The organism is Streptomyces sp. NPDC027663 (assembly GCF_055566415.1).
Genome location: NZ_JBVHSK010000005.1, coordinates 330,652 through 354,398 on the forward strand (window position 1 = coordinate 330,652; position 23,747 = coordinate 354,398).

Below are 23,747 nucleotides of genomic sequence, written 5' to 3' on the forward strand. Positions count from 1 at the left end.
GTAACCGGGCCCGTCGTACCCGCCCGGAGCCCTGTGCGGCGACACCCTCAGGACGCCCCGCGGTCATCTGCCGGAATCCTGCGGGAACCCCGCGCGTTTCACGGGTAGACGGTCCTCACAGCCGCCTGCAGGCGATGTCGAGGCGCAGGATCGCTACCATGGGGTCTCCGGAGCCTGACCGGGGGACCCGGATCGCGCACGAGGAGTCCTCTTGCCAGACGAGGCCCAGCACCTGACCGCCGCCAAGCCCGAGCCCGCCTCGGCAGCCGCGGCAAAGCCCGCGCCGAACACTTCCCAGGTGAAGAACGACACCCGCGGGACGGTCGAGCACGCCCAGTCCGCGCCCGTCGAGAAGAGCGCCGAGGCCTCGCGTCCCAAGCCCACGCTCGACTCCGCTCGCGCGGGGGGACCCTCATCTCCCGAGCGCCCCGTGCAGCCGCCCGTGGTGCGCCCGCCCGCTGTGCAGCCGGGCCGCACCGGCTCCTCCAACCGCGTCCGCGCGCGTCTCGCCCGCCTCGGCGTCCAGCGCGCGAACCCGTACAACCCGGTCCTGGAACCGTTGCTCCGCATAGTGCGCAGCAACGACCCCAAGATCGAGAACTCCACGCTGCGCCAGATCGAGCGCGCCTACCAGGTCGCCGAGCGCTGGCACCGCGGCCAGAAGCGCAAGAGCGGCGACCCGTACATCACGCATCCGCTCGCCGTCACCACCATCCTCGCCGAGCTGGGCATGGACCCGGCCACGCTGATGGCGGGCCTGCTGCACGACACCGTCGAGGACACCGAGTACGGCCTCGACCAACTGCGCCGCGACTTCGGCGACACCGTCGCCCTGCTCGTCGACGGCGTCACCAAACTGGACAAGGTCAAGTTCGGCGAGGCCGCACAGGCCGAGACCGTGCGCAAGATGGTCGTCGCCATGGCCAAGGACCCGCGCGTCCTGGTCATCAAGCTCGCCGACCGCCTGCACAACATGCGCACCATGCGGTACCTCAAGCGCGAGAAGCAGGAGAAGAAGGCGCGCGAGACGCTGGAGATCTACGCGCCGCTCGCCCACCGCCTCGGCATGAACACCATCAAGTGGGAGCTTGAGGACCTCGCGTTCGCGATCCTCTACCCCAAGATGTACGACGAGATCGTACGGCTGGTGGCCGAGCGGGCACCGAAGCGTGACGAGTACCTGGCCATAGTGACCGACGAGGTCCAGTCCGACCTGCGTGCCGCCCGCATCAAGGCGACCGTCACCGGCCGCCCGAAGCACTACTACAGCGTCTACCAGAAGATGATCGTGCGGGGCCGCGACTTCGCCGAGATCTACGACCTGGTGGGCATCCGCGTCCTCGTCGACACGGTCCGCGACTGCTACGCCGCCCTCGGCACGGTGCACGCGCGATGGAACCCGGTCCCCGGCCGGTTCAAGGACTACATCGCGATGCCCAAGTTCAACATGTACCAGTCGCTGCACACGACGGTCATCGGGCCCAACGGCAAGCCGGTCGAGCTGCAGATCCGCACCTTCGACATGCACCGCCGCGCCGAGTACGGCATCGCCGCGCACTGGAAGTACAAGCAGGAGGCCGTCGCCGGCGCCTCCAAGGTCCGCACCGACGTGCCGAAGGCGTCCGGCAAGGACAAGGACGCCATCAACGACATGGCGTGGCTGCGGCAGCTGCTGGACTGGCAGAAGGAGACCGAGGACCCCGGCGAGTTCCTGGAGTCGCTGCGCTTCGACCTGTCCCGCAACGAGGTCTTCGTCTTCACGCCCAAGGGCGACGTCATCGCGCTCCCGGCCGGCGCGACCCCGGTGGACTTCGCGTACGCGGTCCACACCGAGGTCGGTCACCGCACCATAGGCGCGCGGGTCAACGGCAGGCTCGTACCGCTCGAATCCACCCTCGACAACGGCGACTTGGTGGAGGTCTTCACCTCCAAGGCGCCGGGCGCCGGCCCGTCCCGCGACTGGCTCGGCTTCGTCAAGTCGCCGCGTGCGCGCAACAAGATCCGGGCCTGGTTCTCCAAGGAGCGCCGCGACGAGGCGATCGAGCAGGGCAAGGACTCCATCGTCCGCGCGATGCGCAAGCAGAACCTGCCGATCCAGCGCATCCTCACGGGCGACTCCCTCGTCACGCTCGCGCACGAGATGCGCTACTCGGACATCTCCGCGCTGTACGCGGCGATCGGCGAGGGCCATGTCTCCGCGCAGAACATCGTGCAGAAGCTCGTCCAGGCCCTCGGCGGCGAGGAGGCCGCCACCGAGGAGATCGACGAGGCGGTCCCGCCGACCCGCAGCCGCGGCCGCAAGCGGCGCTCCAGCGCCGACCCGGGCGTCGTGGTCAAGGGCGTCGACGACGTGTGGGTCAAACTGGCCCGCTGCTGTACGCCGGTTCCGGGCGACCCGATCATCGGCTTCGTCACCCGCGGCAGCGGCGTATCGGTTCACCGCAGCGACTGCGTCAACGTCGATTCGCTGTCCCGCGAGCCGGAGCGCATCCTCGACGTCGAGTGGGCGCCGACCCAGTCCTCCGTGTTCCTGGTCGCCATCCAGGTCGAGGCCCTGGACCGCTCCCGCCTGCTGTCGGACGTCACCCGTGTCCTGTCCGACCAGCACGTCAACATCCTCTCCGCGGCCGTCCAGACCTCCCGCGACCGGGTGGCCACCTCTCGCTTCACCTTCGAGATGGGCGACCCGAAGCACCTCGGCCACGTCCTGAAGGCGGTCCGCGGCGTCGAGGGCGTGTACGACGTGTACCGCGTGACCTCGGGACGCAGCCGCTCGTAGCCGGGCGGCCCCCGGACCGGGAACGGCATGCGAAAGGGCCCCGTACGCGCGTACGGGGCCCTTTCACATGCGGGTGAGGGGATTTCAGCCCCCGAACTCCTGCAGGCCCTTCAGCGCCTGCTCCAGGAGCGCCTGACGGCCCTCCAGTTCACGCTCCAGCTTGTCGGCCCTGGCGTTGTTGCCCTGAGCGCGCGCCTGCTCGATCTGGCCCTTCAGCTTGTCCACGGCGGCCTGCAGCTGACCGGTCAGACCCTCGGCACGCGCGCGTGCCTCCGGGTTCGTCCGGCGCCACTCGGCCTCCTCGGCCTCCTGAAGGGCCCGCTCGACGGTGTGCATCCGGCCCTCGACCTTCGGCCGGGCGTCCCGCGGGACGTGGCCGATGGCCTCCCAGCGCTCGTTGATCGAGCGGAAGGCGGCCCGCGCGGTCTTCAGGTCACCGATCGGCAGGAGCTTCTCGGCCTCCTCGGCCAGCTCCTCCTTCAGCTTCAGGTTCTCCGACTGCTCGGCGTCCCGCTCGGCGAAGACCGAGCTGCGGGCGGCGAAGAACACGTCCTGGGCGCCGCGGAAGCGGTTCCACAGGTCGTCCTCGTGCTCCCGCTGGGCCCGGCCCGCGGCCTTCCACTCCGACATCAGCTCGCGGTAGCGAGCCGCCGTCGGACCCCAGTCCGTCGAACCCGACAGCGCCTCGGCCTCGGCGACCAGCCGCTCCTTGATCCGGCGGGCCTCCTCGCGCTGCGCGTCCAGCTGCGCGAAGTGCGCCTTGCGGCGCTTGGAGAACGCCGACCGGGCGTGCGAGAACCGGTGCCACAGCTCGTCGTCGGACTTGCGGTCCAGACGAGGCAGGCCCTTCCAGGTGTCCACCAGCGCCCGCAGCCGCTCACCGGCGGCCCGCCACTGGTCGGACTGTGCCAGCTGCTCCGCCTCGGTGACCAGGTCCTCCTTGGCCTTGCGGGCCTCGTCGGACTGCTTGGCCCGCTGCGCCTTGCGCTCCTCGCGGCGCGCCTCGACGGTCTCCACGAGCTTGTCCAGCCGCCCCCGCAGCGCGTCCAGGTCACCGACCGCGTGGTGCGCGTCCACCTGCTCGCGCAGGTGGTCGATCGCGGTCTGGGCGTCCTTCGCCGAGAGGTCGGTGGTCTGAACTCGCTTCTCGAGGAGGCCGATCTCGACAACCAGGCCCTCGTACTTGCGCTCGAAGTAGGCAAGCGCCTCCTCGGGGGAGCCGGCCGCCCAGGAACCGACGACCTGCTCACCGTCGGCCGTACGCACGTACACGGTCCCCGTCTCGTCGACGCGGCCCCACGGGTCGCTGCTCACAGCGCCTCCTCCACATGATGCCTGCGGGGGCCTGAGGGCCCCCGGGCATCGTCCACAGTTTCGTCACGGCCAACATAGGCGACCAGCGGGTTGCCTGTCCGCATCCAGCGCCACCGAATTCCGCAGTCGGCCGTTCTTGGGTTTCCGGCGCCGTCAGGACTTGGTGACGGTCGCCTTGTCGATCACGACGGTCGCGTTGGGAGCGGTGTTGCCCGAGGTCGGGTCGGCCGGCTGGGCGCCGGCGTCGGCGATCTTCTTCAGCACCTTCATGCCCGCCGCGTCGATCGTGCCGAACGGGGCGTACTGGGGCGGCAGGGGGCTGTCCTTGTACACCAGGAAGAACTGGCTGCCGCCCGTGTGCTTCTGCCCGGTGTTGGCCATCGCCACCGTGCCCGCCGGGTACGTGTTGCCCTTGAGGCTCTTGTCCTTCAGGTTCTCGTCCGGGAGCGTGTAGCCCGGGCCGCCCATGCCGGTGCCCTGCGGGTCGCCGCACTGCAGCACGAAGATGCCCTCCGGGGTGAGCCGGTGGCACTTGGTGTGGTCGAGGTAGCCCTTGTCCGTGAGGAAGGCGAACGAGTTCACCGTGTGCGGGGCCTCGGCGGCCTTCAGGGCGATGCCGATGTCACCGCACGTCGTGGCGAGCTTCATCGTGTACTTCGCCGACGTGTCGATCGTCATCGCCGGCTCCTTCTTCCAGCTCAGCTTCTTCACCGAGCCCGCCGCCGGCTTGCCGCACGGGTCCGGAGCCTTGCTGGTCGGCTTGGCGCTGGGCGTCGTCTCGGCGCTCGCGTTCGCCTTCTTGTCGTCGTCCTTCAGGACCCCGGTCGTGTACAGCGCGACACTGCCGATCACGACCACGCCCAGGACCGACGCGATCACGGAGTTGCGCAGACGGGCTTTGCGCCGCGCCTGGGTGCGCCGCTGCTGCTGCCGCAAGAACTTCTCCCGGGCGAGCTGACGCCGCCGCTGCTCCTGGCTGACCACCGGGTTTTCTCCTCATGCGTGTCGTGTGTCGGGCGGTACGCGTGCGTCCTCGTGATCCGACCGCTGCGTGTAGCCCCGTACCGTATATGGGTTCGCTGAGGAAACGGCAGCGCCGGTAGGCTCTGACTGCTGCTGAAGCCGCTTGCAACCGACACAACGAAGGACGATCGTGCTCATTGCCGGGTTCCCCGCCGGGGCCTGGGGGACGAACTGTTATCTCGTCGCCCCCGCCGCCGGTGAGGAGTGCGTGATCATCGACCCGGGCCATCAGGCCGCCGAAGGCGTCGAGGAAGCACTGAAGAAGCATCGGCTCAAGCCCGTCGCCGTCGTCCTCACCCACGGCCACATCGACCACGTGGCCTCGGTCGTCCCCGTCTGCGGGGCGCACGACGTGCCGGCCTGGATCCACCCCGAGGACCGGTACATGATGAGCGACCCCGCGAAGGGCATCGGCCGGTCCATCGGCATGCCGCTGCTGGGCGAGCTGACCGTGGGGGAGCCGGACGACGTCAAGGAGCTGACGAACGGCACCACCCTCGAACTGGCGGGCCTGGAGTTCTCCGTCGCGCACGCGCCGGGCCATACCAGGGGGTCGGTGACCTTCCGGATGCCCGAGACCGCCGAGATCCCGTCGGTGTTCTTCTCCGGGGATCTGCTGTTCGCCGGCTCCATCGGACGCACCGACCTGCCGGGCGGATCCATGGAGGACATGCTCGAGTCGCTGGCCCGCGTGTGCCTGCCGCTCGACGACTCCACCGTGGTGCTGTCCGGCCACGGCCCCCAGACGACCATCGGCCAGGAGCGCGCCACCAACCCCTATCTGCGGCAGGTGGCCGCCGGCCAGGGAGCCTTCGAGGTTCCCCGACGAGGAATGTGACGAGAGAGCTTCCGTGAGCACCTTCAAGGCCCCCAAGGGCACGTACGACCTGCTTCCGCCCGACTCCGCGAAGTTCCTCGCGGTGCGCGAGGCGATCGCCGCGCCCCTGCGCAACTCCGGCTACGGCTACATCGAGACGCCCGGCTTCGAGAACGTGGAGCTCTTCGCGCGCGGTGTCGGTGAGTCGACCGACATCGTGACGAAGGAGATGTACGTCTTCGAGACCAAGGGCGGCGACAGGCTCGCCCTGCGCCCGGAGACCACGGCTCCCGTACTGCGAGCCGTCCTGGAGGCGAACCTGCACAAGGCGGGCAACCTGCCGGTCAAGGTCTGGTACTCGGGCTCGCAGTACCGCTACGAGCGCCCGCAGAAGGGCCGCTACCGGCACTTCTCGCAGGTCGGCGCCGAGGCGATCGGCGCGGAGGACCCGGCGCTGGACGCCGAGCTGATCATCCTGGCCGACCAGGCCTACCGCTCGCTGGGCCTCAGCAACTTCCGCATCCTGCTGAACAGCCTGGGCGACAAGGAGTGCCGGCCGGTGTACCGGGCCGCGCTGCAGGACTTCCTGCGCGGCCTGGACCTGGACGAGGACACCCGCCGGCGCATCGACATCAACCCGCTGCGCGTCCTCGACGACAAGCGTGAGTCGGTGCAGCGGCAGCTCACCGGTGTACCCCTCCTGCGTGACTACCTGTGCGACGCCTGCAAGGCGTACCACGAGGAGGTGCGCGAACTGATCACCGCGGCGGGTGTCTCCTACGAGGACGACCCGAAGCTGGTGCGCGGCCTGGACTACTACACCCGCACCACCTTCGAGTTCGTGCACGACGGCCTGGGCTCGCAGTCCGCGGTGGGCGGCGGCGGCCGCTACGACGGCCTGTCCGAGATGATCGGCGGCCCCGCCCTGCCGTCCGTCGGCTGGGCGCTCGGCGTCGACCGCACGGTCCTCGCGCTGGAGGCGGAGGGCGTGGAACTGGACATCCCGTCGTCCACCAGCGTCTTCGCGGTCCCCCTCGGCGAGGAGGCCCGGCGCGTGCTGTTCGCGAAGGTCACCGAGCTGCGCAAGGTGGGCATCGCGGCGGACTTCTCCTACGGCGCCAAGGGCCTGAAGGGCGCCATGAAGAACGCCAACCGTTCCGGCGCCCGCTACACGGTCGTCGCCGGTGAGCGCGACCTCGCCGAGGGCGTCGTCCAGCTCAAGGACATGGAGTCCGGCGAGCAGACGGCGATCGGCGTGAACGAGATCGTGGCGGAACTCGAGGCGCGGCTCGGCTGATTGCACAACCACGAGGAGGGCGCCGGGGGACCCGGCGCCCTCCTCACCGCCCGGCCGACCCCCACCGGCCTCCATGCCGCCCGGCCGACCCGCACCGCACCCGCTGCCGCCCGGCCGACCCGCGCCGCACCCGCTGCCACCCGGCCGACCCGCATCGCACCCGCGCCGCCGGCCGATGACCGCCGTCTCGCGGACCGTCAACTCCGTGCGCGCCGATTCGTCCTGCCGGCGGAATTCCCGCAAGGGCTCGCCACGCGCGCGTGGCCGCAGCCGGGCCGCACCGAGGACCGAGGCCTCACGTCCCCGTACCCTTGCGCAGCCCCCGTACCGGCTTGCGCAGCCCCCGTACCCTTGCGCAGTCCCTGTACGGCTTGCGTCGCTTTCCCGTACTGCCGGCGCAGCCGCCTACGTCCACCGCGCGTTCGTTCGCGTGTGCTGTCGTGACCCACGAGCATCGGCCGGAACCGAACGATCCGTGACCACCGTGCGTACCTCCTTGTGTCCACCGAACGGTGGACACACAGGCCTGTGCGGCACAATGGCCCTGCCCGAAGATGGTCCAACTCTCGAGTGACGGAATCGGCGTGATGAGCAAGACGACAGTCAAGGACGTCTCCACGGATCCCGAGCCGGAGAGCGCCGCCGGGGTGCCACGCGTGGAGGGCGGCAGCCGTGCCTTCGCGCTGCTGCTGATCATCACCGGTGCGGCCGGACTGCTCGCTGCCTGGGTCATCACGATCGACAAGTTCAAGCTGCTCGAGGCCAAGGTCGCGGGGAAGACCTTCACCCCGGGGTGCAGTCTCAACCCGATCGTCTCCTGCGGCAGCGTGATGGAGAGCAAGCAGGCCGCCGCGTTCGGCTTCCCGAACCCGATGCTCGGCCTGGTCTGCTACGGCATCGTCATCTGCGTCGGCATGAGCCTGCTGGCCCGCGCCCGCTTCCCCCGCTGGTACTGGCTGACCTTCAACTTCGGCACGCTGTTCGGCGTGGCCTTCTGCACCTGGCTGCAGTTCCAGTCCCTGTACCGGATCAACGCGCTGTGCCTGTGGTGCTCGCTGGCATGGGTCGCGACGATCATCATGTTCTGGTACGTCACCTCGTTCAACGTCCGCAACGCCTTCCTGCCGTCGCCGCGCTGGCTGAAGTCGTTCTTCGGCGAGTTCACCTGGGTACTGCCGGTCCTGCACGTCGGCATCATCGGCATGCTGGTCCTGACCCGCTGGTGGGACTTCTGGACCAGCTGACGCTGCCGAGGGGATTGTCAGTGCGGTGTTCTAGGGTTTCAGCGTGGAACCCGACCTGTTCACCGCTGCAGCAGAAGAACGCCAGGAGAAGGACCCGGCAGCCAGTCCCCTGGCGGTGCGGATGCGCCCGCGCACGCTCGACGAGGTCGTGGGCCAGCAACACCTGCTGGGGCCCGGCTCGCCCCTGCGCAGGCTGGTCGGCGAGGGCAACGGCGGCCCGGCCGGACCGTCCTCGGTGATCCTCTGGGGCCCGCCCGGCACCGGCAAGACGACCCTCGCCTACGTCGTGTCCAAGGCGACCGACAAGCGGTTCGTGGAACTGTCCGCCATCACCGCGGGCGTCAAGGAGGTCCGCGCGGTCATCGACGGCGCCCGTCGCGCCTCCGGCGGCTTCGGCAAGGAGACCGTCCTCTTCCTGGACGAGATCCACCGCTTCAGCAAGGCCCAGCAGGACTCCCTCCTCCCGGCGGTCGAGAACCGCTGGGTGACCCTCATCGCGGCCACCACGGAGAACCCGTACTTCTCGGTGATCTCCCCGCTGCTCTCCCGCTCGCTGCTCCTCACGCTGGAGCCGCTCACCGACGACGACATCCGCGGACTGCTCCGGCGGGCGCTCGGCGACGAACGCGGCCTGAAGGACGCCGTCGGCCTTCCCGCGGACACCGAGGACCACCTCCTGCGGATCGCCGGCGGCGACGCCCGCCGCGCCCTGACCGCCCTGGAGGCCGCCGCCGGGGCCACCCTCGACCAGGGCGAGACCGAGATCAGCCTCCAGACCCTGGAGCAGACCGTCGACCGGGCGGCGGTGAAGTACGACCGCGACGGCGACCAGCACTACGACGTGGCCAGCGCCCTGATCAAGTCCATCCGCGGCTCCGACGTCGACGCGGCCCTGCACTATCTGGCCCGCATGATCGAGGCCGGTGAGGACCCCCGGTTCATCGCCCGCCGCCTGATGATCTCCGCCAGCGAGGACATCGGTCTCGCCGACCCGAACGCCCTGCCCATCGCGGTCGCCGCCGCCCAGGCCGTCGCCATGATCGGCTTCCCCGAGGCCGCGCTCACCCTCAGCCACGCCACGATCGCCCTGGCCCTCGCCCCCAAGTCGAACTCCGCGACCACCGCGATCGGCGCCGCCCTGGAGGACGTGCGCAAGGGCCTGGCCGGCCCGGTCCCGCCGCACCTGCGCGACGGGCACTACAAGGGCGCCGCCAAGCTCGGCCATGCACAGGGCTATGTGTACCCGCACGACCTGCCCGAGGGCATCGCCCGGCAGCAGTACGCCCCGGACGCCCTCAAGGACCGCGAGTACTACGCCCCGAGCAGACACGGCGGGGAGGCCAGATACGCGGACGCCGTCGAGTGGACCCGTACACACCTCGGTCGCAAGCGGACCTGAGCACCCTGTAGACTGCTCCGGAGTGCTGAGTCCCGTGCTGTCAGAGCGGGAGCGTCAGCCGGAGAACCAGTCCCTGGCGGACTGGCTCCAGGAGCGTCGCGCACCGTCGATCGGTGTCGCGGGCAGCCCACCACCACCCGGAACCCACGGGAGCGGTCGGTGGGCCACTCGCGTGCTGCACGTATGTGCCCAGACCAGGGAAGCGGCTGCCCGGCAGGTCCCCTGTGGACCCGCGGGTTTTCCCGGCTGCGGATGCGACCTCCCTAACCCTGACGAGCCGAACACTACGAAAGAGACGAAAGACAGTGGCGAACCAGTCCCGCCCCAAGGTCAAGAAGTCGCGTGCCCTCGGCATCGCGCTGACCCCGAAGGCCGTCAAGTACTTCGAGGCCCGCCCCTACCCGCCGGGTGAGCACGGCCGCGGCCGCAAGCAGAACTCGGACTACAAGGTCCGTCTGCTCGAGAAGCAGCGTCTGCGCGCGCAGTACGACGTGTCCGAGCGCCAGCTCGTCCGCGCCTACGAGCGTGCCTCCAAGGTCCAGGGCAAGACCGGTGAGGCCCTGATCATCGAGCTCGAGCGCCGCCTCGACGCGCTGGTCCTGCGTTCGGGCATCGCCCGCACGATCTACCAGGCCCGCCAGATGGTCGTCCACGGCCACATCCAGGTCAACGGCCAGAAGGTCGACAAGCCGTCCTTCCGCGTCCGCCCGGACGACGTCGTGCAGGTCCGCGACCGCTCCAAGGAGAAGACGCTCTTCGCGATCGCCCGTGAGGGTGGCTTCGCCCCCGACGGTGAGACCCCGCGCTACCTGCAGGTGAACCTCAAGGCCCTGGCGTTCCGCCTGGACCGCGAGCCGAACCGCAAGGAGATCCCGGTGATCTGCGACGAGCAGCTCGTCGTCGAGTACTACGCCCGCTGATCCCAGCCCAGGCGCAGCACCTCAGCCCGCCGTCTCCCCGCCCTTCCGGGTGGGCGAGGCGGCGGGTTCGCGTTTCCCGGCCTCACCCGGATTCCCCGGCTCGCCCCGAGGCCCGCAGTCCCCTCGTCCGCCCGGCTCGCCCTGAGGCCCGCAGTCCCCTCGTCTCTCCGGCTCGCTCTCACCCCGTCTGCCCGTCTCCCCGGCGTCCCCGTCCCGGGAGGCCGGCCCGCGCGGCGCCGGCACAGCGGACAGCGACCCCAGCTCCCGGTGGCGCAGCGCCCGCGCCACCGCCGCCTCCCGGTCCAGCCGCGCCCCCTCCCGCACACACTCCGCGTACCGGGCGTCGCCGAGCGCCCGCCGTGCCGCCGCCTCACACTGCTCGTGCGGGGCGTTGTAGTGCGCCGAACCGAACAGCGGCAGCCCGACCGAGGGCCACAGCCGCCCGGCGGCGCCCTGGAGCACCGCCGCCTCCACCGGATCGCCCTGCGTCACCGTCACCAGCGCCAGCAGCTCGATCGACAACACGGAGCCCAGCAGGTCACGGAAGGCGTGCGCGTTGCCGAGACACTCCGCAAGCAGCTCGCGCGCCCCGGCCGGGTCGCCCTTCAGCCAGGCCGCGTACGCCAGCACATACAGCGCGTACGAGCGGGCCCACCGCTCCCCGTGGTCCTCGCAGACCTGCCGTACGTCCTCGCACAGCCGCACGGCGTCCGCCAGATCGCCCTGGAAGGCCCGGGTCATGGCCAGCTCCACCTGGCCCATCAGCACATTGCTGTTCAGCTCGCCGATCTGCTGGTAGCGCTCCAGAGCCGACCGCAGCAGGGTCTCCGCGCGGGCCGTGTCGTCCGTCACCAGGGCCAGACACCCGGCGCGGTGCTCCGCGTACGCCAGCGCCGCCGGATCGGCCACCCGTTCCGCCTGCTCCCGGCACAACTGCAGGGCCTGCAGCGCGGGCACGGTGTCGCCCTGCAGGATTGCCACATAGCCGAGCACCCACAGCGCCTTGAGCCGGGACTGCTCGTACCCCGACTCCAGCTCCACGCTGCGCTCCAGCCAGCGCCGCCCCTCCGCGAGCCGGCCGCAGCCCACCCAGCAGAACCACAGCGACCCCGCCAGATACTGGCCGAGATGCGCCTCGTCCCGGTCGGTCAGCGAGAAATCCAGAGCTGCCCGCAGATTGGGCAGCTCGGCCTCGACGCGCGCGGCCACCTCCCGCTGCCGCGGCGAGAACCACTCCAGCTCGCACCAGGTCGCCAGGCCCAGGTACCAGTCGCGGTGCCGTCGGCGCAGCCGGCCGGCGTCCCCCGTGGCCGCCAGCCACTCGACGCCGTAGGCCCGGACCGTGTCCAGCATCCGGTAGCGGGGACCCGCCGGGGTCTCCTCGCGGGAGATGACCGACTGCGTGAGCAGTTCCGACAGCACGTCCAGGACGTCCTCCGCGGCCAGGCCGTCCCCGCTGCACACGTACTCGGCGGCCTCCAGGTCGAAGGTCTGCGCGAACACCGACAGCCGTGCCCACAGCAGCCGCTCGGCGGGCGTGCACAGTTCGTGGCTCCAGCCGATCGCCGTGCGCAGCGTCTGGTGCCGGAGCGGGGGTCCGCCCGGGACCGGGTGAAGCCGAGAGCCGGGGAGAGCGTCCCGGCCGCCGCCGGTCAGCAGCCGGAACCGGTCGTCGAGCCGCTGCAGCAGCTGCGCCGGGGACAGCGCCCGCAGCCGGCCCGCCGCCAGCTCCAGCGCCAGCGGGATCCCCTCCAGCCGGCGGCACAGCTCCCGTACCTCGCCGCCGTCCGACAGCGGCACCCCCTGCTCCCGGGCCCGGTCCGTGAACAGCTCCACCGCCTCGTCCTCGCCGAGCGGCGCCAGCGGGAACACCCGCTCGCCCGCCAGGCCCAGCGGACGCCGGCCCGCGGCCAGCACCTGCAGGTCCGGCAGCTTCCGCAGCAGCTCCGCCACAAGCCCGGCACACGGCTCCACCAGATGCTCGAAGCCGTCCAGCACCAGCAGCACCCGCCGGCCGGCCAGGCGTTCCAGCAGCGTCTCCCGGGGCATGCGGGCGGTGTGGTCGGTCAGCCCCAGCGCCTCCACGACCGCGTACTCCACGAACTGCGGATCGCGCACGGGCGCCAGCTCCACCCGCCCCCGGCTCACCGCGGCACCGCCCCGCCCGGTACCACCGGCCGGCCACCGCGCCGCCACCCGCACGGCCAGCCGGGACTTGCCGACCCCGCCCACCCCGGTCACGGTCACCAGCCGTGCCTGACGCAGTGCCGTCGCCAGCTCGGCCAGTTCGGCCGCGCGCCCGACGAATGCGGTGAGTTCGAGGGGCGGCTCGCCGTCCGCCCAGGGGCCGGGGCTCTGAGGACCTCGCATGAGACACGGAGCGTACTGACCCGTGTTCACTCCGTACAATCGCTTCCCGCAAGTCCGCCCGCGCAGCGCCCTATTCCGGTACGGAGCGTCCGCCCCGGCGCGATAGGCTCGGGGCACTGCTTTTTTCATGGTTCCGATGTTCAGAGCACGTTTCAGGGAGCGGGTGCGCACAGTGTCCGGTGGAGAGGTGGCCGGGATCCTGGTGGCCGTCTTCTGGGCGATTCTGGTCTCCTTCCTCGCCGTCGCCCTGGCGAGGCTGGCCCAGACGCTCAAGGCGACCACCAAGCTCGTCGCGGACGTGACCGACCAGGCGGTGCCCCTGCTCGCCGACGCCTCCGCGGCCGTGCGCTCCGCGCAGACCCAGATCGACCGGGTCGACGCGATCGCCTCCGACGTCCAGGAGGTCACCTCCAACGCCTCCGCGCTGTCGACGACCGTCGCCTCCACCTTCGGCGGCCCGCTGGTCAAGGTCGCGGCCTTCGGCTACGGCGTCCGCCGGGCGCTCGGCGGACGCAAGGAGGCGGACGTGCCTGCGAAGTCGCCCCGGCGTACCGTGATCGTGGGCCGCACGGTCCCCGCCGCACGACGCAAGCGGAAGTAAGGACTGAGACCGAGCGATGTTCCGCCGTACGTTCTGGTTCAGCACCGGCGTCGCCGCAGGTGTGTGGGCCACCACCAAGGTCAACCGCAAGCTCAGGCAGCTGACTCCGGAGAGCCTGGCCGCGACCGCGGCGAACAAGGCCCTGGAGACCGGTCAGCGGCTGAAGGACCGCGCGGTCGGCTTCGCGCTCGACGTCCGCGACAACATGGCCCGGCGGGAGGCCGAGCTGGGGGAGGCACTCGGCATCCACGACGACCCCGAACTCCCCGCGCCCCGGCGGTACACCGCCATCGAGAACGACCGCAGCAACCCGAAGTACATCGAACCCCCGATGCACTCGTACAACCGGAATGAGGACCACTGATGGAGTCGGCCGAGATTCGCCGCCGCTGGCTGAGCTTCTTCGAGGAGCGCGGGCACACCGTCGTCCCTTCGGCGTCGCTCATCGCGGACGACCCGACTCTGCTCCTCGTCCCCGCCGGCATGGTGCCCTTCAAGCCCTACTTCCTGGGTGAGGTCAAGCCGCCGTTCCCACGCGCCACCAGTGTGCAGAAGTGCGTGCGCACGCCCGACATCGAAGAGGTCGGCAAGACCACGCGCCACGGCACGTTCTTCCAGATGTGCGGCAACTTCTCCTTCGGCGACTACTTCAAGGAAGGCGCCATCAAGCTCGCCTGGGAGCTGCTCACCAGCGCCCAGGACAAGGGCGGTTACGGCCTCGACCCCGAGCGCCTGTGGATCACCGTCTACCAGGACGACGACGAGGCCGAGCAGATCTGGCACGAGGTCGTCGGCGTGCCCAAGGAGCGCATCCAGCGCCTGGGAATGAAGGACAACTTCTGGTCCATGGGCGTCCCCGGCCCCTGCGGCCCCTGCTCCGAGATCAACTACGACCGCGGCCCCGAGTTCGGCGTCGAGGGCGGCCCCGCCGTCAACGACGAGCGGTACGTGGAGATCTGGAACCTCGTCTTCATGCAGTTCGAGCGTGGCGAGGGCATCGGCAAGGACAACTTCGAGATCCTCGGGGACCTGCCGAGCAAGAACATCGACACGGGTCTCGGCCTGGAGCGGCTCGCCATGATTCTGCAGGGCGTGCAGAACATGTACGAGATCGACACCTCCATGGCCGTGATCGACAAGGCCACCGAGCTGACCGGTGTCCGCTACGGCGACGCCCACGACTCGGACGTCTCCCTGCGCGTCGTGACCGACCACATGCGCACGGCCACCATGCTCATCGGCGACGGCGTCACCCCGGGCAACGAGGGCCGTGGCTACGTGCTGCGCCGCATCATGCGCCGAGCCATCCGCAACATGCGTCTGCTGGGCGCCACCGGTCCGGTCGTCAAGGACCTCATCGACACCGTGATCCGGATGATGGGCCGGCAGTACCCGGAGCTGCTCACCGACCGCGAGCGCATCGAGAAGGTCGCCCTCGCCGAGGAGAACGCCTTCCTGAAGACGCTGAAGGCCGGCACCAACATCCTCGACACCGCCGTCACCGAGACCAAGGCCTCCGGCGGCACGGTCCTCTCCGGCGACAAGGCCTTCCTGCTCCACGACACCTGGGGCTTCCCGATCGACCTCACCCTGGAGATGGCCGCCGAGCAGGGCCTCTCCGTGGACGAGGACGGCTTCCGCCGCCTGATGAAGGAGCAGCGGGAGCGCGCCAAGGCCGACGCCCAGGCCAAGAAGACCGGCCACGCCGACATGGGCGCCTACCGCGAGATCGCCGACTCCGCCGGTGCCACCGACTTCATCGGCTACACCGACACCGAGGGCGAGACCACGATCGTCGGCATCCTCGTCGACGGCGTCTCCTCGCCGGCCGCCTCCGAAGGCGACGAGGTCGAGGTCGTCCTCGACCGCACCCCGTTCTACGCCGAGGGCGGCGGCCAGATCGGTGACACCGGCCGGATCAAGGTCGACTCCGGTGCCGTCATCGAGATCCGCGACTGCCAGAAGCCGGTCCCGGGCGTCTACGTCCACAAGGGCGTCGTCCAGGTCGGCGAGGTGACCGTCGGCGCCAAGGCCCACGCCTCGATCGACGCCCGCCGCCGCCACTCCATCGCCCGCGCCCACTCGGCCACCCACCTGACCCACCAGGCGCTGCGCGACGCCCTCGGCCCGACGGCCGCGCAGGCCGGTTCCGAGAACCAGCCCGGTCGCTTCCGCTTCGACTTCGGCTCCCCGTCCGCCGTGCCGACGGCCGTGATGACCGACGTCGAGCAGAAGATCAACGAGGTGCTCGCCCGCGACCTCGACGTGCACGCCGAGGTCATGGGCATCGACGAGGCCAAGAAGCAGGGCGCCATCGCCGAGTTCGGCGAGAAGTACGGCGAGCGCGTCCGCGTGGTCACCATCGGCGACTTCTCCAAGGAGCTGTGCGGCGGCACGCACGTGCACAACACCGCCCAGCTGGGCCTGGTGAAGCTGCTCGGCGAATCGTCCATCGGCTCCGGTGTCCGCCGTATCGAGGCCCTCGTCGGCGTCGACGCCTACAACTTCCTCGCCCGCGAGCACACGGTCGTCAACCAGCTGACCGAGCTGCTCAAGGGCCGTTCCGAGGAACTGCCCGAGAAGGTCTCCGCCATGCTCGGCAAGCTGAAGGACGCCGAGAAGGAGATCGAGCGGTTCCGTGCCGAGAAGGTGCTCCAGGCCGCCGCGGGTCTCGCCGAGTCCGCCAAGGACGTCAAGGGCGTCGCCCTGGTCACCGGCCAGGTGCCCGACGGCACCACCCCGGACGACCTGCGCAAGCTCGTGCTCGACGTGCGCGGCCGCATCCAGGGCGGCCGGGCCGCCGTGGTCGCCCTCTTCACGGTCAACAACGGCAAGCCGCTGACGGTCATCGCCACCAACGACGCCGCCCGCGACCGCGGCCTCAAGGCCGGTGAGCTGGTCCGCGCCGCGGCCAAGACCCTCGGCGGCGGCGGTGGCGGCAAGCCGGACGTCGCCCAGGGCGGCGGCCAGAACCCGGCCGCCGTCGGCGAGGCCGTGGACGCCGTCGAGCGCCTGGTCGCCGAGACGGCGAAGTAGGCCGGGGCGATGCGCAGAGGACGTCGGCTCGCGATCGACGTCGGGGACGCCCGGATCGGGGTCGCCTCGTGCGACCCCGACGGGATCCTCGCCACCCCGGTGGAGACCGTCCCCGGCCGGGACATCCCCGCCGCCCACCGCCGGTTGCGTCAACTGGTGGAGGAGTACGAACCGATCGAGGTCGTCGTCGGCCTCCCTCGCTCCCTCAAGGGGGGCGAGGGGCCGGCCGCGGTCAAGGTCCGCGCCTTCGCCCAGGAGCTGGCCAAGGGCATCGAGCCGGTGCCGGTTCGCCTGGTCGACGAGCGGATGACGACCGTGACGGCCAGTCAGGGGCTGCGTGCCTCGGGCGTGAAGTCGAAGAAGGGGCGCTCCGTCATCGACCAGGCCGCCGCGGTCATCATTTTGCAGCAGGCCCTGGAATCCGAACGGGTGTCAGGCAAAGCACCCGGCGAAGGCGTCGAAGTGGTCATCTGATCGCGATACGGTAACGTTCCGCGCGATGCGCCGGTGTTCGAACAGCCGGGGCACAGCAAGAGGCGGAACGGCAGCCGGCCCAGCGGCCGCGTGGCCGTCGGCCTCGCGGCTCTAGGGGATCGATGACTGAGTATGGCCGGGGCCCAGGCTCCGAACCGTGGCATCCGGAGGACCCGTTGTACGGGGACGGCGGATGGGGAGGACAGCAGGCCCACGCGGGTCAGCAGTCCCCTTACGGCGGTCAGCCACAGCACTATCCGCAGGCGCCGCAGCACGGCGACTGGAGCCGGCAGCAGCCCGGCTACGACGGGCAGCAGCACCAGTACTACGACGCACAGGGCCGGCCCTCGTACGACCCGCAGTTCGCCGGCACCGCCCAGCAGCAGTTCCACCAGGGCACCTGGGACGCGACCGGGACCCACGGCCATGTGCCCTACGCCCCCGACCCCGGCGACCCGTACGGCCAGCAGCCCGCGGCGTACGGCGGGGAACAGCCCGACTTCTACGGCACGGACGAGGCCTACCCGCCGCCGGTGCCGCCCAGCCGCCGGCGTCCCGAGCCGGAGCCCGGGGCGCCGGACGAGGAGGAGCCCGCCTTCGTCGCCGGAGGCGGCGGCGAGGACGACGACGAGGAGCACGAGCTCCAGAGCCGGCGCGAGCGGCGCGGCAAGGGCAGGAAGCCCGTCAAGAACAAGAAGGGCCGCACCGGCTGCGCCTGCATGGTGGTCGTCCTGGTGCTGGGCGGCGGCCTCGGCGGAGTCGGGTACTTCGGCTACAAGTTCTACCAAAATCGTTTCGGCGCGGCTCCGGACTATGCGGGCAGCGGAAACGGCGAGCAGGTCACGGTGGAGATCCCCAAGGGCGCGGGGGGCTGGGAGATCGGCCAGAAGCTGAAGGACGCGGGCGTGGTTGAGAGCGCGGCTGCGTTCGTCTCCGCACTGCAGGCGAACCCTGACGGCAAGTCGCTCCAGGATGGTGTGTACACCCTGGAGAAGGAGATGTCCGCCGCGAGCGCGGTGGGACTGATGCTGAGTCCGAAGAGCCGGAGTAATCTGATCATCGCCGAAGGCCTCCGCAACACGGCGGTCTACGCCCTGATCGACAAGCGCCTCGGAGTGGCGGCGGGCACCACGGCGCGTGTCGCGAAGAAGGAGTACAAGCACCTCGGGCTGCCCGCCTGGGCGATGAACCACTCCAGCCTCAAGGACCCACTGGAAGGCTTCCTCTACCCCTCGAGCTACGCGGTCGCCAAGGGGCAGAAGCCCGAGGACGTTCTTAAGAAGATGGTGTCCCAGGCCACTGCTGAGTACAAGGAACTGGGTCTGGAAGGCAAAGCCAAGGCGCTCGGCCTCGAAAGCCCCTGGCAGCTCCTTACCGTGGCGAGCCTGGTGCAGGCCGAGGGGACGAGTCACGATGATTTCCGCAAGATGGCGGAGGTGGTCTACAACCGCCTCAAGCTCGATAACAACCAGACCTATGGGCGGCTGGAATTCGACTCCACGTACAACTATGTGAAGAACCAGAGCAAGCTTGATCTGAGCATTACCGAGCTGCGCAAGTACAACAACCCCTACAACACCTACTTCTCCAAGGGGTTGCCGCCGGGTCCCATCGATAACCCGGGAGAAGAGGCACTCAAGGGCGCGCTCGACCCGACCCAGGACGGCTGGTACTACTTCATCTCCATGGACGGCAAGACGAGCAAGTTCACGAAGACGCTGGCTGATCATGAGAAACTGGTGGACGAGTGGAATGCCTCAAGGAAAGGGAATTGACGGTGCCGCGCCGCTCGCTTGGAGATCTGGAAGTACTCACTCTCTCCTGGCGGGACTGCCGTCTGGGCCTGCTGGGCGAGTCGCGCGGTGCCGCACTTGTGGCGACGCTGGGCGGGGCTGCTTGCCCGGCAGCGGCCGACACTGCCGGTGAGGAGGCGGTACGCCGGTCAGTTCTCTAGAGCAAGAACTGACCGGCCGGTAGGCCTACGCCTTGCCGTAGCGCAAATTACCGCAGGTGGAGTTAATCTCCTCGCTCTTTTCCGTCAGGCAAACCTGTATCCACACGGACTTGCCCTCCGGGATCTTGTGATAGAAGTAGCAGCTGTTGCCTGCTCCTTCATTGCATACGTGTCGGTGGGGGGTACCGTCCCACGACCGTACACCTGCACGCCATGGCCGTCTGCCTTGTTGTCCTTGACGACGACGCGCTCGCCCACTGCGACTCCGCTGAAGACGAAGTCAGTAGGATCGAAGGTGGCCTCTCCGTCGCAGGCGCCAGCGCCGCTGGCTATAGCGTTACAGGCGTATGCAGTCGTGCCGGCGTAGGAGGATCCGGCGCCAGCGAACATGAGAGCCACTGATGCGGCGGCTGCTGCGCAAGCGGTAATCACTCTTCGATTCACTCTAGGGTTTCCGTTTCTTTGGATTTTTCCAATTAGCGCGGAGTTGACCACAAGATCGAATCTTGTTTGTGGGTATTGGCCTGTCAAGTCGTCGGAATGGCTGGTGATACCATTTCGCTCGAACTTGTTAGATTTGCTATGGCTCACTTTTCGGCCATTGAGGGTTTCCCTGGAGGGGCGATGTCTGTTGAACGGGCCGACTGTTACCGTGCCGCCGTGCTCGGTTCGCCGATCGCCCATTCCCTCTCGCCGGTGCTGCACCGGGCGGCGTACGACGCGCTCGGACTCACCGGATGGTCGTACGACAGCTTCGAGGTCGACGAGGCGGCCCTGCCGGGCTTCCTCGACACGCTCGGGCCGGAGTGGGCGGGGCTGTCGCTGACCATGCCGCTGAAGCGGGCGGTCATCCCGCTGCTGGACGAGGTCAGCGACACCGCCGCCTCGGTCGACGCGGTCAACACGCTCGTCTTCGCCGAGGACGGCCGCCGGCTCGGCGACAACACCGACATCCCGGGCATGGTGGCCGCGCTGTGCGAGCACGGCATCGAGCAGGTCGACTCCGCCGCGATCCTCGGCGCCGGCGCCACGGCTTCCTCCGCGCTCGCCGCACTGGCCCGGATCTGCACCGGGGAGGTCGTCGCCTACGTCCGCAGCGAGGCCCGCGCCGCCGAGATGCGGCAGTGGGGCGAACGGCTCGACGTGGAGGTCCGCACGGCGGACTGGGCCGACGCCGCCGAGGCCCTGCGCGCCCCGCTGGTGATCGCGACCACGCCCGCCGGGACGACCGACGCCCTCGCCGCCGCCGTACCCGAACGTCCCGCCGCCCTCTTCGACGTGCTGTACGAACCCTGGCCCACCGAGCTGGCGGCGCGCTGGTCCATGTTCGGCGGGGCGGTGATCAGCGGACTCGACCTGCTGGTTCACCAGGCTGTACTCCAGTTCGAACACATGACCGGGCATGCCCCGGCCCCGCTGGAGGCCATGCGCCGCGCCGGCGAGAAGGCGCTCGCGGCCCGCTGACAGCCGCCCGGCTCCGTCCGTCTGCTGGACCGGCGGCCATCGCGGACCCCGGACGTGGGAGGATCAGAGGTGGCGTACCGGGGTCGCGCACCCGGCCGCCCCGTCGCCGTACGCGCGGACGTGCGTACGACGGGCAGTAACCGGGCGCGAACACTGAGGAGCATCGTTGAGCAGGCTGCGTTGGCTGACCGCGGGTGAGTCCCACGGACCCGCACTTGTCGCGACGCTGGAGGGGCTTCCCGCCGGCGTGCCGATCACCACGGAGATGGTGGCGGATCACCTGGCGCGGCGGCGGCTCGGCTATGGCCGCGGTGCGCGGATGAAGTTCGAGCGGGACGAGGTCACCTTCCTGGGCGGTGTCCGGCACGGTCTGACCCTCGGTTCCCCCGTCGCGATCATGGTCGGCAACACGGAATGGCCGAAGTGGGAGCAGGTCATGGCGGCGGATCCGGTGGATCCGGAGGTGCTGGCGGGTCTGGCCCGTAATGCGCCGCTGACGCGTCCGCGTCCCGGTCACGCCGACCTGGCCGGCATGCAGAAGTACGGTTTCGACGAGGCCCGTCCGATCCTTGAGCGCGCCTCGGCCCGGGAGACCGCGGCCCGGGTGGCCCTCGGTGCGGTGGCGCGGTCGTACCTGAAGGAGACGGCCGGGATCGAGATCGTCTCGCACGTGGTGGAGCTGTGCTCCGTGAAGGCTCCCCAGGGCGTGTACCCGACCCCGGCCGACGTGGAGAAGCTGGACGCGGACCCGCTGCGCTGCCTGGACGCGGACGCGTCGAAGGAGATGGTGGCGGAGGTCGACCAGGCCCACAAGGACGGCGACACGCTGGGCGGTGTGGTCGAGGTGCTGGCCTACGGCGTTCCCGTCGGCCTGGGTTCGCACGTGCACTGGGACCGCAAGCTGGACGCGCGACTGGCCGCGGCGCTGATGGGCATCCAGGCGATCAAGGGCGTGGAGATCGGCGACGGCTTCGAGCTGGCCCGGGTGCCCGGCTCCAAGGCGCACGACGAGATCGTCAGCACGCCCGACGGAATCCGGCGTGTCTCCGGCCGCGCGGGTGGCACGGAGGGCGGGCTGAGCACGGGTGAGCTGCTGCGGGTGCGCGCGGCCATGAAGCCGATCGCCACCGTGCCCAAGGCCCTGCAGACCGTGGACGTCACCACCGGCGAGCCGGCCCAGGCCCACCACCAGCGTTCGGACGTCTCCGCGGTGCCGGCGGCCGGCATCGTCGCCGAGGCCATGGTCGCGCTGGTGCTCGCGGACGCAGTGGCGGAGAAGTTCGGCGGCGACAGCGTCACCGAGACCCGCCGCAACGTGCAGTCCTACCTCGACAACCTCGCCATCCGATGAGCGTCGTGCCAGCGGTCGTGCTGGTCGGCCCGATGGGTGTCGGCAAGTCCACCGTCGGCCGGCTGCTCGCCGAGCGCCTCGGCGTCGGCTACCGGGACACCGACGACGACATCGTCGCCGAGCAGGGCCGGGCGATCTCCGAGATCTTCGTGGACGAGGGCGAGCCCGCCTTCCGGGCCATCGAGAAGCGGGCCGTGCAGGTCGCGCTCGCCGAGCACGACGGCGTCGTCGCGCTCGGCGGCGGGGCCGTCCTGGACCCGGACACGCGTGCGCTGCTCGCCGGGCACCGGGTGGTGTACCTCTCGATGGAAGTCGAGGAGGCCGTCAAGCGGACCGGCCTCAACGTGGCGCGCCCGCTGCTCGCGGTCAACCCGCGCAAGCAGTGGCGCGAACTGATGGAGGCGCGCCGGCACCTGTACGAGGAGGTCGCCACCGCCGTCGTCCCGACGGACGGCCGTACCCCCGAAGAGGTCACGCAGGCAGCGTTCGACGCACTGGAGTTGAAGCAAGCATGAGCGAGGCAGTCACCCGGATCCAGGTCGCGGGCACCGCGGGCACCGACCCGTACGAGGTGCTGGTCGGCCGGCAACTCCTGGGCGAGCTGGCCGGGTTGATCGGGGACCAGGCCAAGCGGGTCGCGGTGATCCACCCGGAGGCGCTGGCCGGCACCGGCGACGCGCTCCGCGCCGACCTGGCCGAGCAGGGCTACGAGGCCGTCGCCATCCAGGTGCCCAACGCCGAGGAGGCCAAGACCGCCGAGGTCGCCGCCTACTGCTGGAAGGCGCTGGGCCAGTCCGGCTTCACCCGCAGCGATGCCATCGTCGGCGTCGGCGGCGGCTCCACCACGGACCTGGCCGGCTTCGTCGCCGCGACCTGGCTGCGCGGGGTGCGCTGGGTCGCCATCCCGACCACCGTGCTGGCCATGGTGGACGCGGCGGTCGGCGGCAAGACCGGTATCAACACCGCCGAGGGCAAGAACCTGGTCGGCTCCTTCCACCCGCCGGCCGGCGTCCTGTGCGACCTCGCCGCGCTGGACTCCCTCCCGGTCAACGACTACGTCTCCGGCCTGGCCGAGGTCATCAAGGCCGGCTTCATCGCCGACCCGGTGATCCTGGACCTGATCGAGGCCGACCCCGAGGGCGCCCGGACCCCGGCGGGCCCGCACACGGCCGAGCTGATCGAGCGGTCGATCCGGGTCAAGGCGGAGGTCGTCTCCTCGGACCTGAAGGAGTCCGGCCTGCGGGAGATCCTCAACTACGGCCACACCCTCGGCCACGCCATCGAGAAGAACGAGCGCTACAAGTGGCGGCACGGCGCCGCGGTCGCCGTCGGCATGCACTTCGCCGCCGAACTCGGCCGGCTGGCGGGCCGCTTGGACGACAGGACGGCCGACCGCCACCGCACCATCCTCGAATCCGTCGGCCTGCCGCTGCACTACCGCTACGACCAGTGGCCCAAGCTGCTGGAGACGATGAAGGTCGACAAGAAGTCCCGCGGAGACCTGCTGCGCTTCGTCGTCCTGGACGGTCTGGCCAGGCCGACCCTGCTCGAAGGCCCCGACCCTGCCGTCCTGCTCGCCGCCTACGGCGAAGTCGGCCAGTAGGCACCGGACCGCTCGCCGCGTCCGATCCCCTTTCCGGAACGGGCACTTCCGGCCGTCCCCGGCCGTTTCACCAAACGACGGCCGGGGACGGTACCGTTCGG

18 protein-coding genes are annotated in these 23,747 nt (G+C 70.2%); 15 read left to right on the forward strand and 3 right to left on the reverse strand.

The genetic code is table 11. The annotated features are described in order from the left end of the window. Positions 1–211: 211 nt before the first annotated feature. Positions 212–2,779 (forward strand): RelA/SpoT family protein, encoded by a 2,568-nt coding sequence (locus ACZ4SF_RS17050; RefSeq protein WP_468384474.1) that lies wholly within the window; start codon positions 212–214, stop codon positions 2,777–2,779. 84 nt (positions 2,780–2,863) lie between these two features. Here the strand turns inward: ACZ4SF_RS17050 and ACZ4SF_RS17055 are convergent, their stop codons facing one another. Further along, complete coding sequence (locus ACZ4SF_RS17055) at positions 2,864–4,093, reverse strand: DUF349 domain-containing protein (protein ID WP_468384476.1); 1,230 nt, start codon at positions 4,091–4,093, stop codon at positions 2,864–2,866. Between the two features lie 153 nt (positions 4,094–4,246). Further along, the gene (locus ACZ4SF_RS17060) at positions 4,247–5,077 is read right to left on the reverse strand and encodes a peptidylprolyl isomerase (RefSeq protein WP_468384479.1); all 831 of its coding nucleotides are present in this window, start codon (positions 5,075–5,077) and stop codon (positions 4,247–4,249) included. A 169-nt stretch (positions 5,078–5,246) separates the two neighbouring features. On the opposite strand from ACZ4SF_RS17060, the gene ACZ4SF_RS17065 reads away from it, so the two are divergent. From ACZ4SF_RS17065 to rpsD, 5 genes are all read left to right on the forward strand, one after another. Continuing rightward, positions 5,247–5,954, forward strand: coding sequence for an MBL fold metallo-hydrolase (locus tag ACZ4SF_RS17065; protein ID WP_468384482.1), 708 nt, complete (start codon positions 5,247–5,249; stop codon positions 5,952–5,954). A gap of 13 nt (positions 5,955–5,967) precedes the next feature. Further along, positions 5,968–7,230 (forward strand): histidine--tRNA ligase, encoded by a 1,263-nt coding sequence (hisS, locus tag ACZ4SF_RS17070; RefSeq protein WP_468384485.1) that lies wholly within the window; start codon positions 5,968–5,970, stop codon positions 7,228–7,230. Between the two features lie 587 nt (positions 7,231–7,817). Then, positions 7,818–8,474 carry a vitamin K epoxide reductase family protein gene (locus ACZ4SF_RS17075; protein WP_468384488.1) on the forward strand — a complete coding sequence of 219 codons (657 nt, stop codon included), beginning with the start codon at positions 7,818–7,820 and terminating at the stop codon, positions 8,472–8,474. Between the two features lie 43 nt (positions 8,475–8,517). Further along, entirely contained in the window at positions 8,518–9,873 is a 1,356-nt protein-coding gene (locus ACZ4SF_RS17080) for a replication-associated recombination protein A (RefSeq protein WP_468384492.1), read from the forward strand. A 305-nt stretch (positions 9,874–10,178) separates the two neighbouring features. After that, positions 10,179–10,793 (forward strand): 30S ribosomal protein S4, encoded by a 615-nt coding sequence (gene rpsD / locus ACZ4SF_RS17085; protein WP_201840357.1) that lies wholly within the window; start codon positions 10,179–10,181, stop codon positions 10,791–10,793. 21 nt (positions 10,794–10,814) lie between these two features. Here the strand turns inward: rpsD and ACZ4SF_RS17090 are convergent, their stop codons facing one another. Next, positions 10,815–13,163: a winged helix-turn-helix domain-containing protein gene (locus tag ACZ4SF_RS17090; protein WP_468384495.1), complete on the reverse strand. Its 2,349-nt coding sequence runs from the start codon at positions 13,161–13,163 to the stop codon at positions 10,815–10,817. Positions 13,164–13,326: 163 nt separating this feature from the next. Between ACZ4SF_RS17090 and ACZ4SF_RS17095 the strand changes: the two genes are divergently transcribed. From ACZ4SF_RS17095 to aroB, 9 genes are all read left to right on the forward strand, one after another. Further along, complete coding sequence (locus tag ACZ4SF_RS17095; RefSeq protein WP_468384866.1) at positions 13,327–13,764, forward strand: DUF948 domain-containing protein; 438 nt, start codon at positions 13,327–13,329, stop codon at positions 13,762–13,764. A gap of 16 nt (positions 13,765–13,780) precedes the next feature. Beyond that, entirely contained in the window at positions 13,781–14,128 is a 348-nt protein-coding gene (locus tag ACZ4SF_RS17100; RefSeq protein WP_468384498.1) for a hypothetical protein, read from the forward strand. Then, positions 14,128–16,800 (forward strand): alanine--tRNA ligase, encoded by a 2,673-nt coding sequence (alaS, locus tag ACZ4SF_RS17105; protein ID WP_468384501.1) that lies wholly within the window; start codon positions 14,128–14,130, stop codon positions 16,798–16,800. The genes ACZ4SF_RS17100 and alaS overlap by 1 nt, the downstream gene beginning before the upstream one ends. 9 nt (positions 16,801–16,809) lie before the next feature. Continuing rightward, complete coding sequence (gene ruvX / locus ACZ4SF_RS17110; protein WP_468384504.1) at positions 16,810–17,274, forward strand: Holliday junction resolvase RuvX; 465 nt, start codon at positions 16,810–16,812, stop codon at positions 17,272–17,274. 122 nt (positions 17,275–17,396) lie between these two features. Continuing rightward, positions 17,397–19,049: an endolytic transglycosylase MltG gene (mltG, locus tag ACZ4SF_RS17115; protein WP_468384507.1), complete on the forward strand. Its 1,653-nt coding sequence runs from the start codon at positions 17,397–17,399 to the stop codon at positions 19,047–19,049. 803 nt (positions 19,050–19,852) lie between these two features. Then, positions 19,853–20,692, forward strand: a complete 840-nt coding sequence (locus tag ACZ4SF_RS17120; RefSeq protein WP_468384510.1) for a shikimate dehydrogenase — start codon at positions 19,853–19,855, stop codon at positions 20,690–20,692. 166 nt (positions 20,693–20,858) lie between these two features. After that, a complete protein-coding gene (aroC, locus tag ACZ4SF_RS17125) occupies positions 20,859–22,043 on the forward strand; it encodes a chorismate synthase (RefSeq protein WP_468384513.1) in 1,185 nt (394 codons plus the stop codon). After that, complete coding sequence (locus ACZ4SF_RS17130; RefSeq protein WP_468384516.1) at positions 22,040–22,558, forward strand: shikimate kinase; 519 nt, start codon at positions 22,040–22,042, stop codon at positions 22,556–22,558. Before aroC ends, ACZ4SF_RS17130 begins: the two co-directional genes overlap by 4 nt. Next, entirely contained in the window at positions 22,555–23,646 is a 1,092-nt protein-coding gene (gene aroB / locus ACZ4SF_RS17135; protein ID WP_468384519.1) for a 3-dehydroquinate synthase, read from the forward strand. Before ACZ4SF_RS17130 ends, aroB begins: the two co-directional genes overlap by 4 nt. The last annotated feature ends 101 nt before the right edge of the window (positions 23,647–23,747 follow it).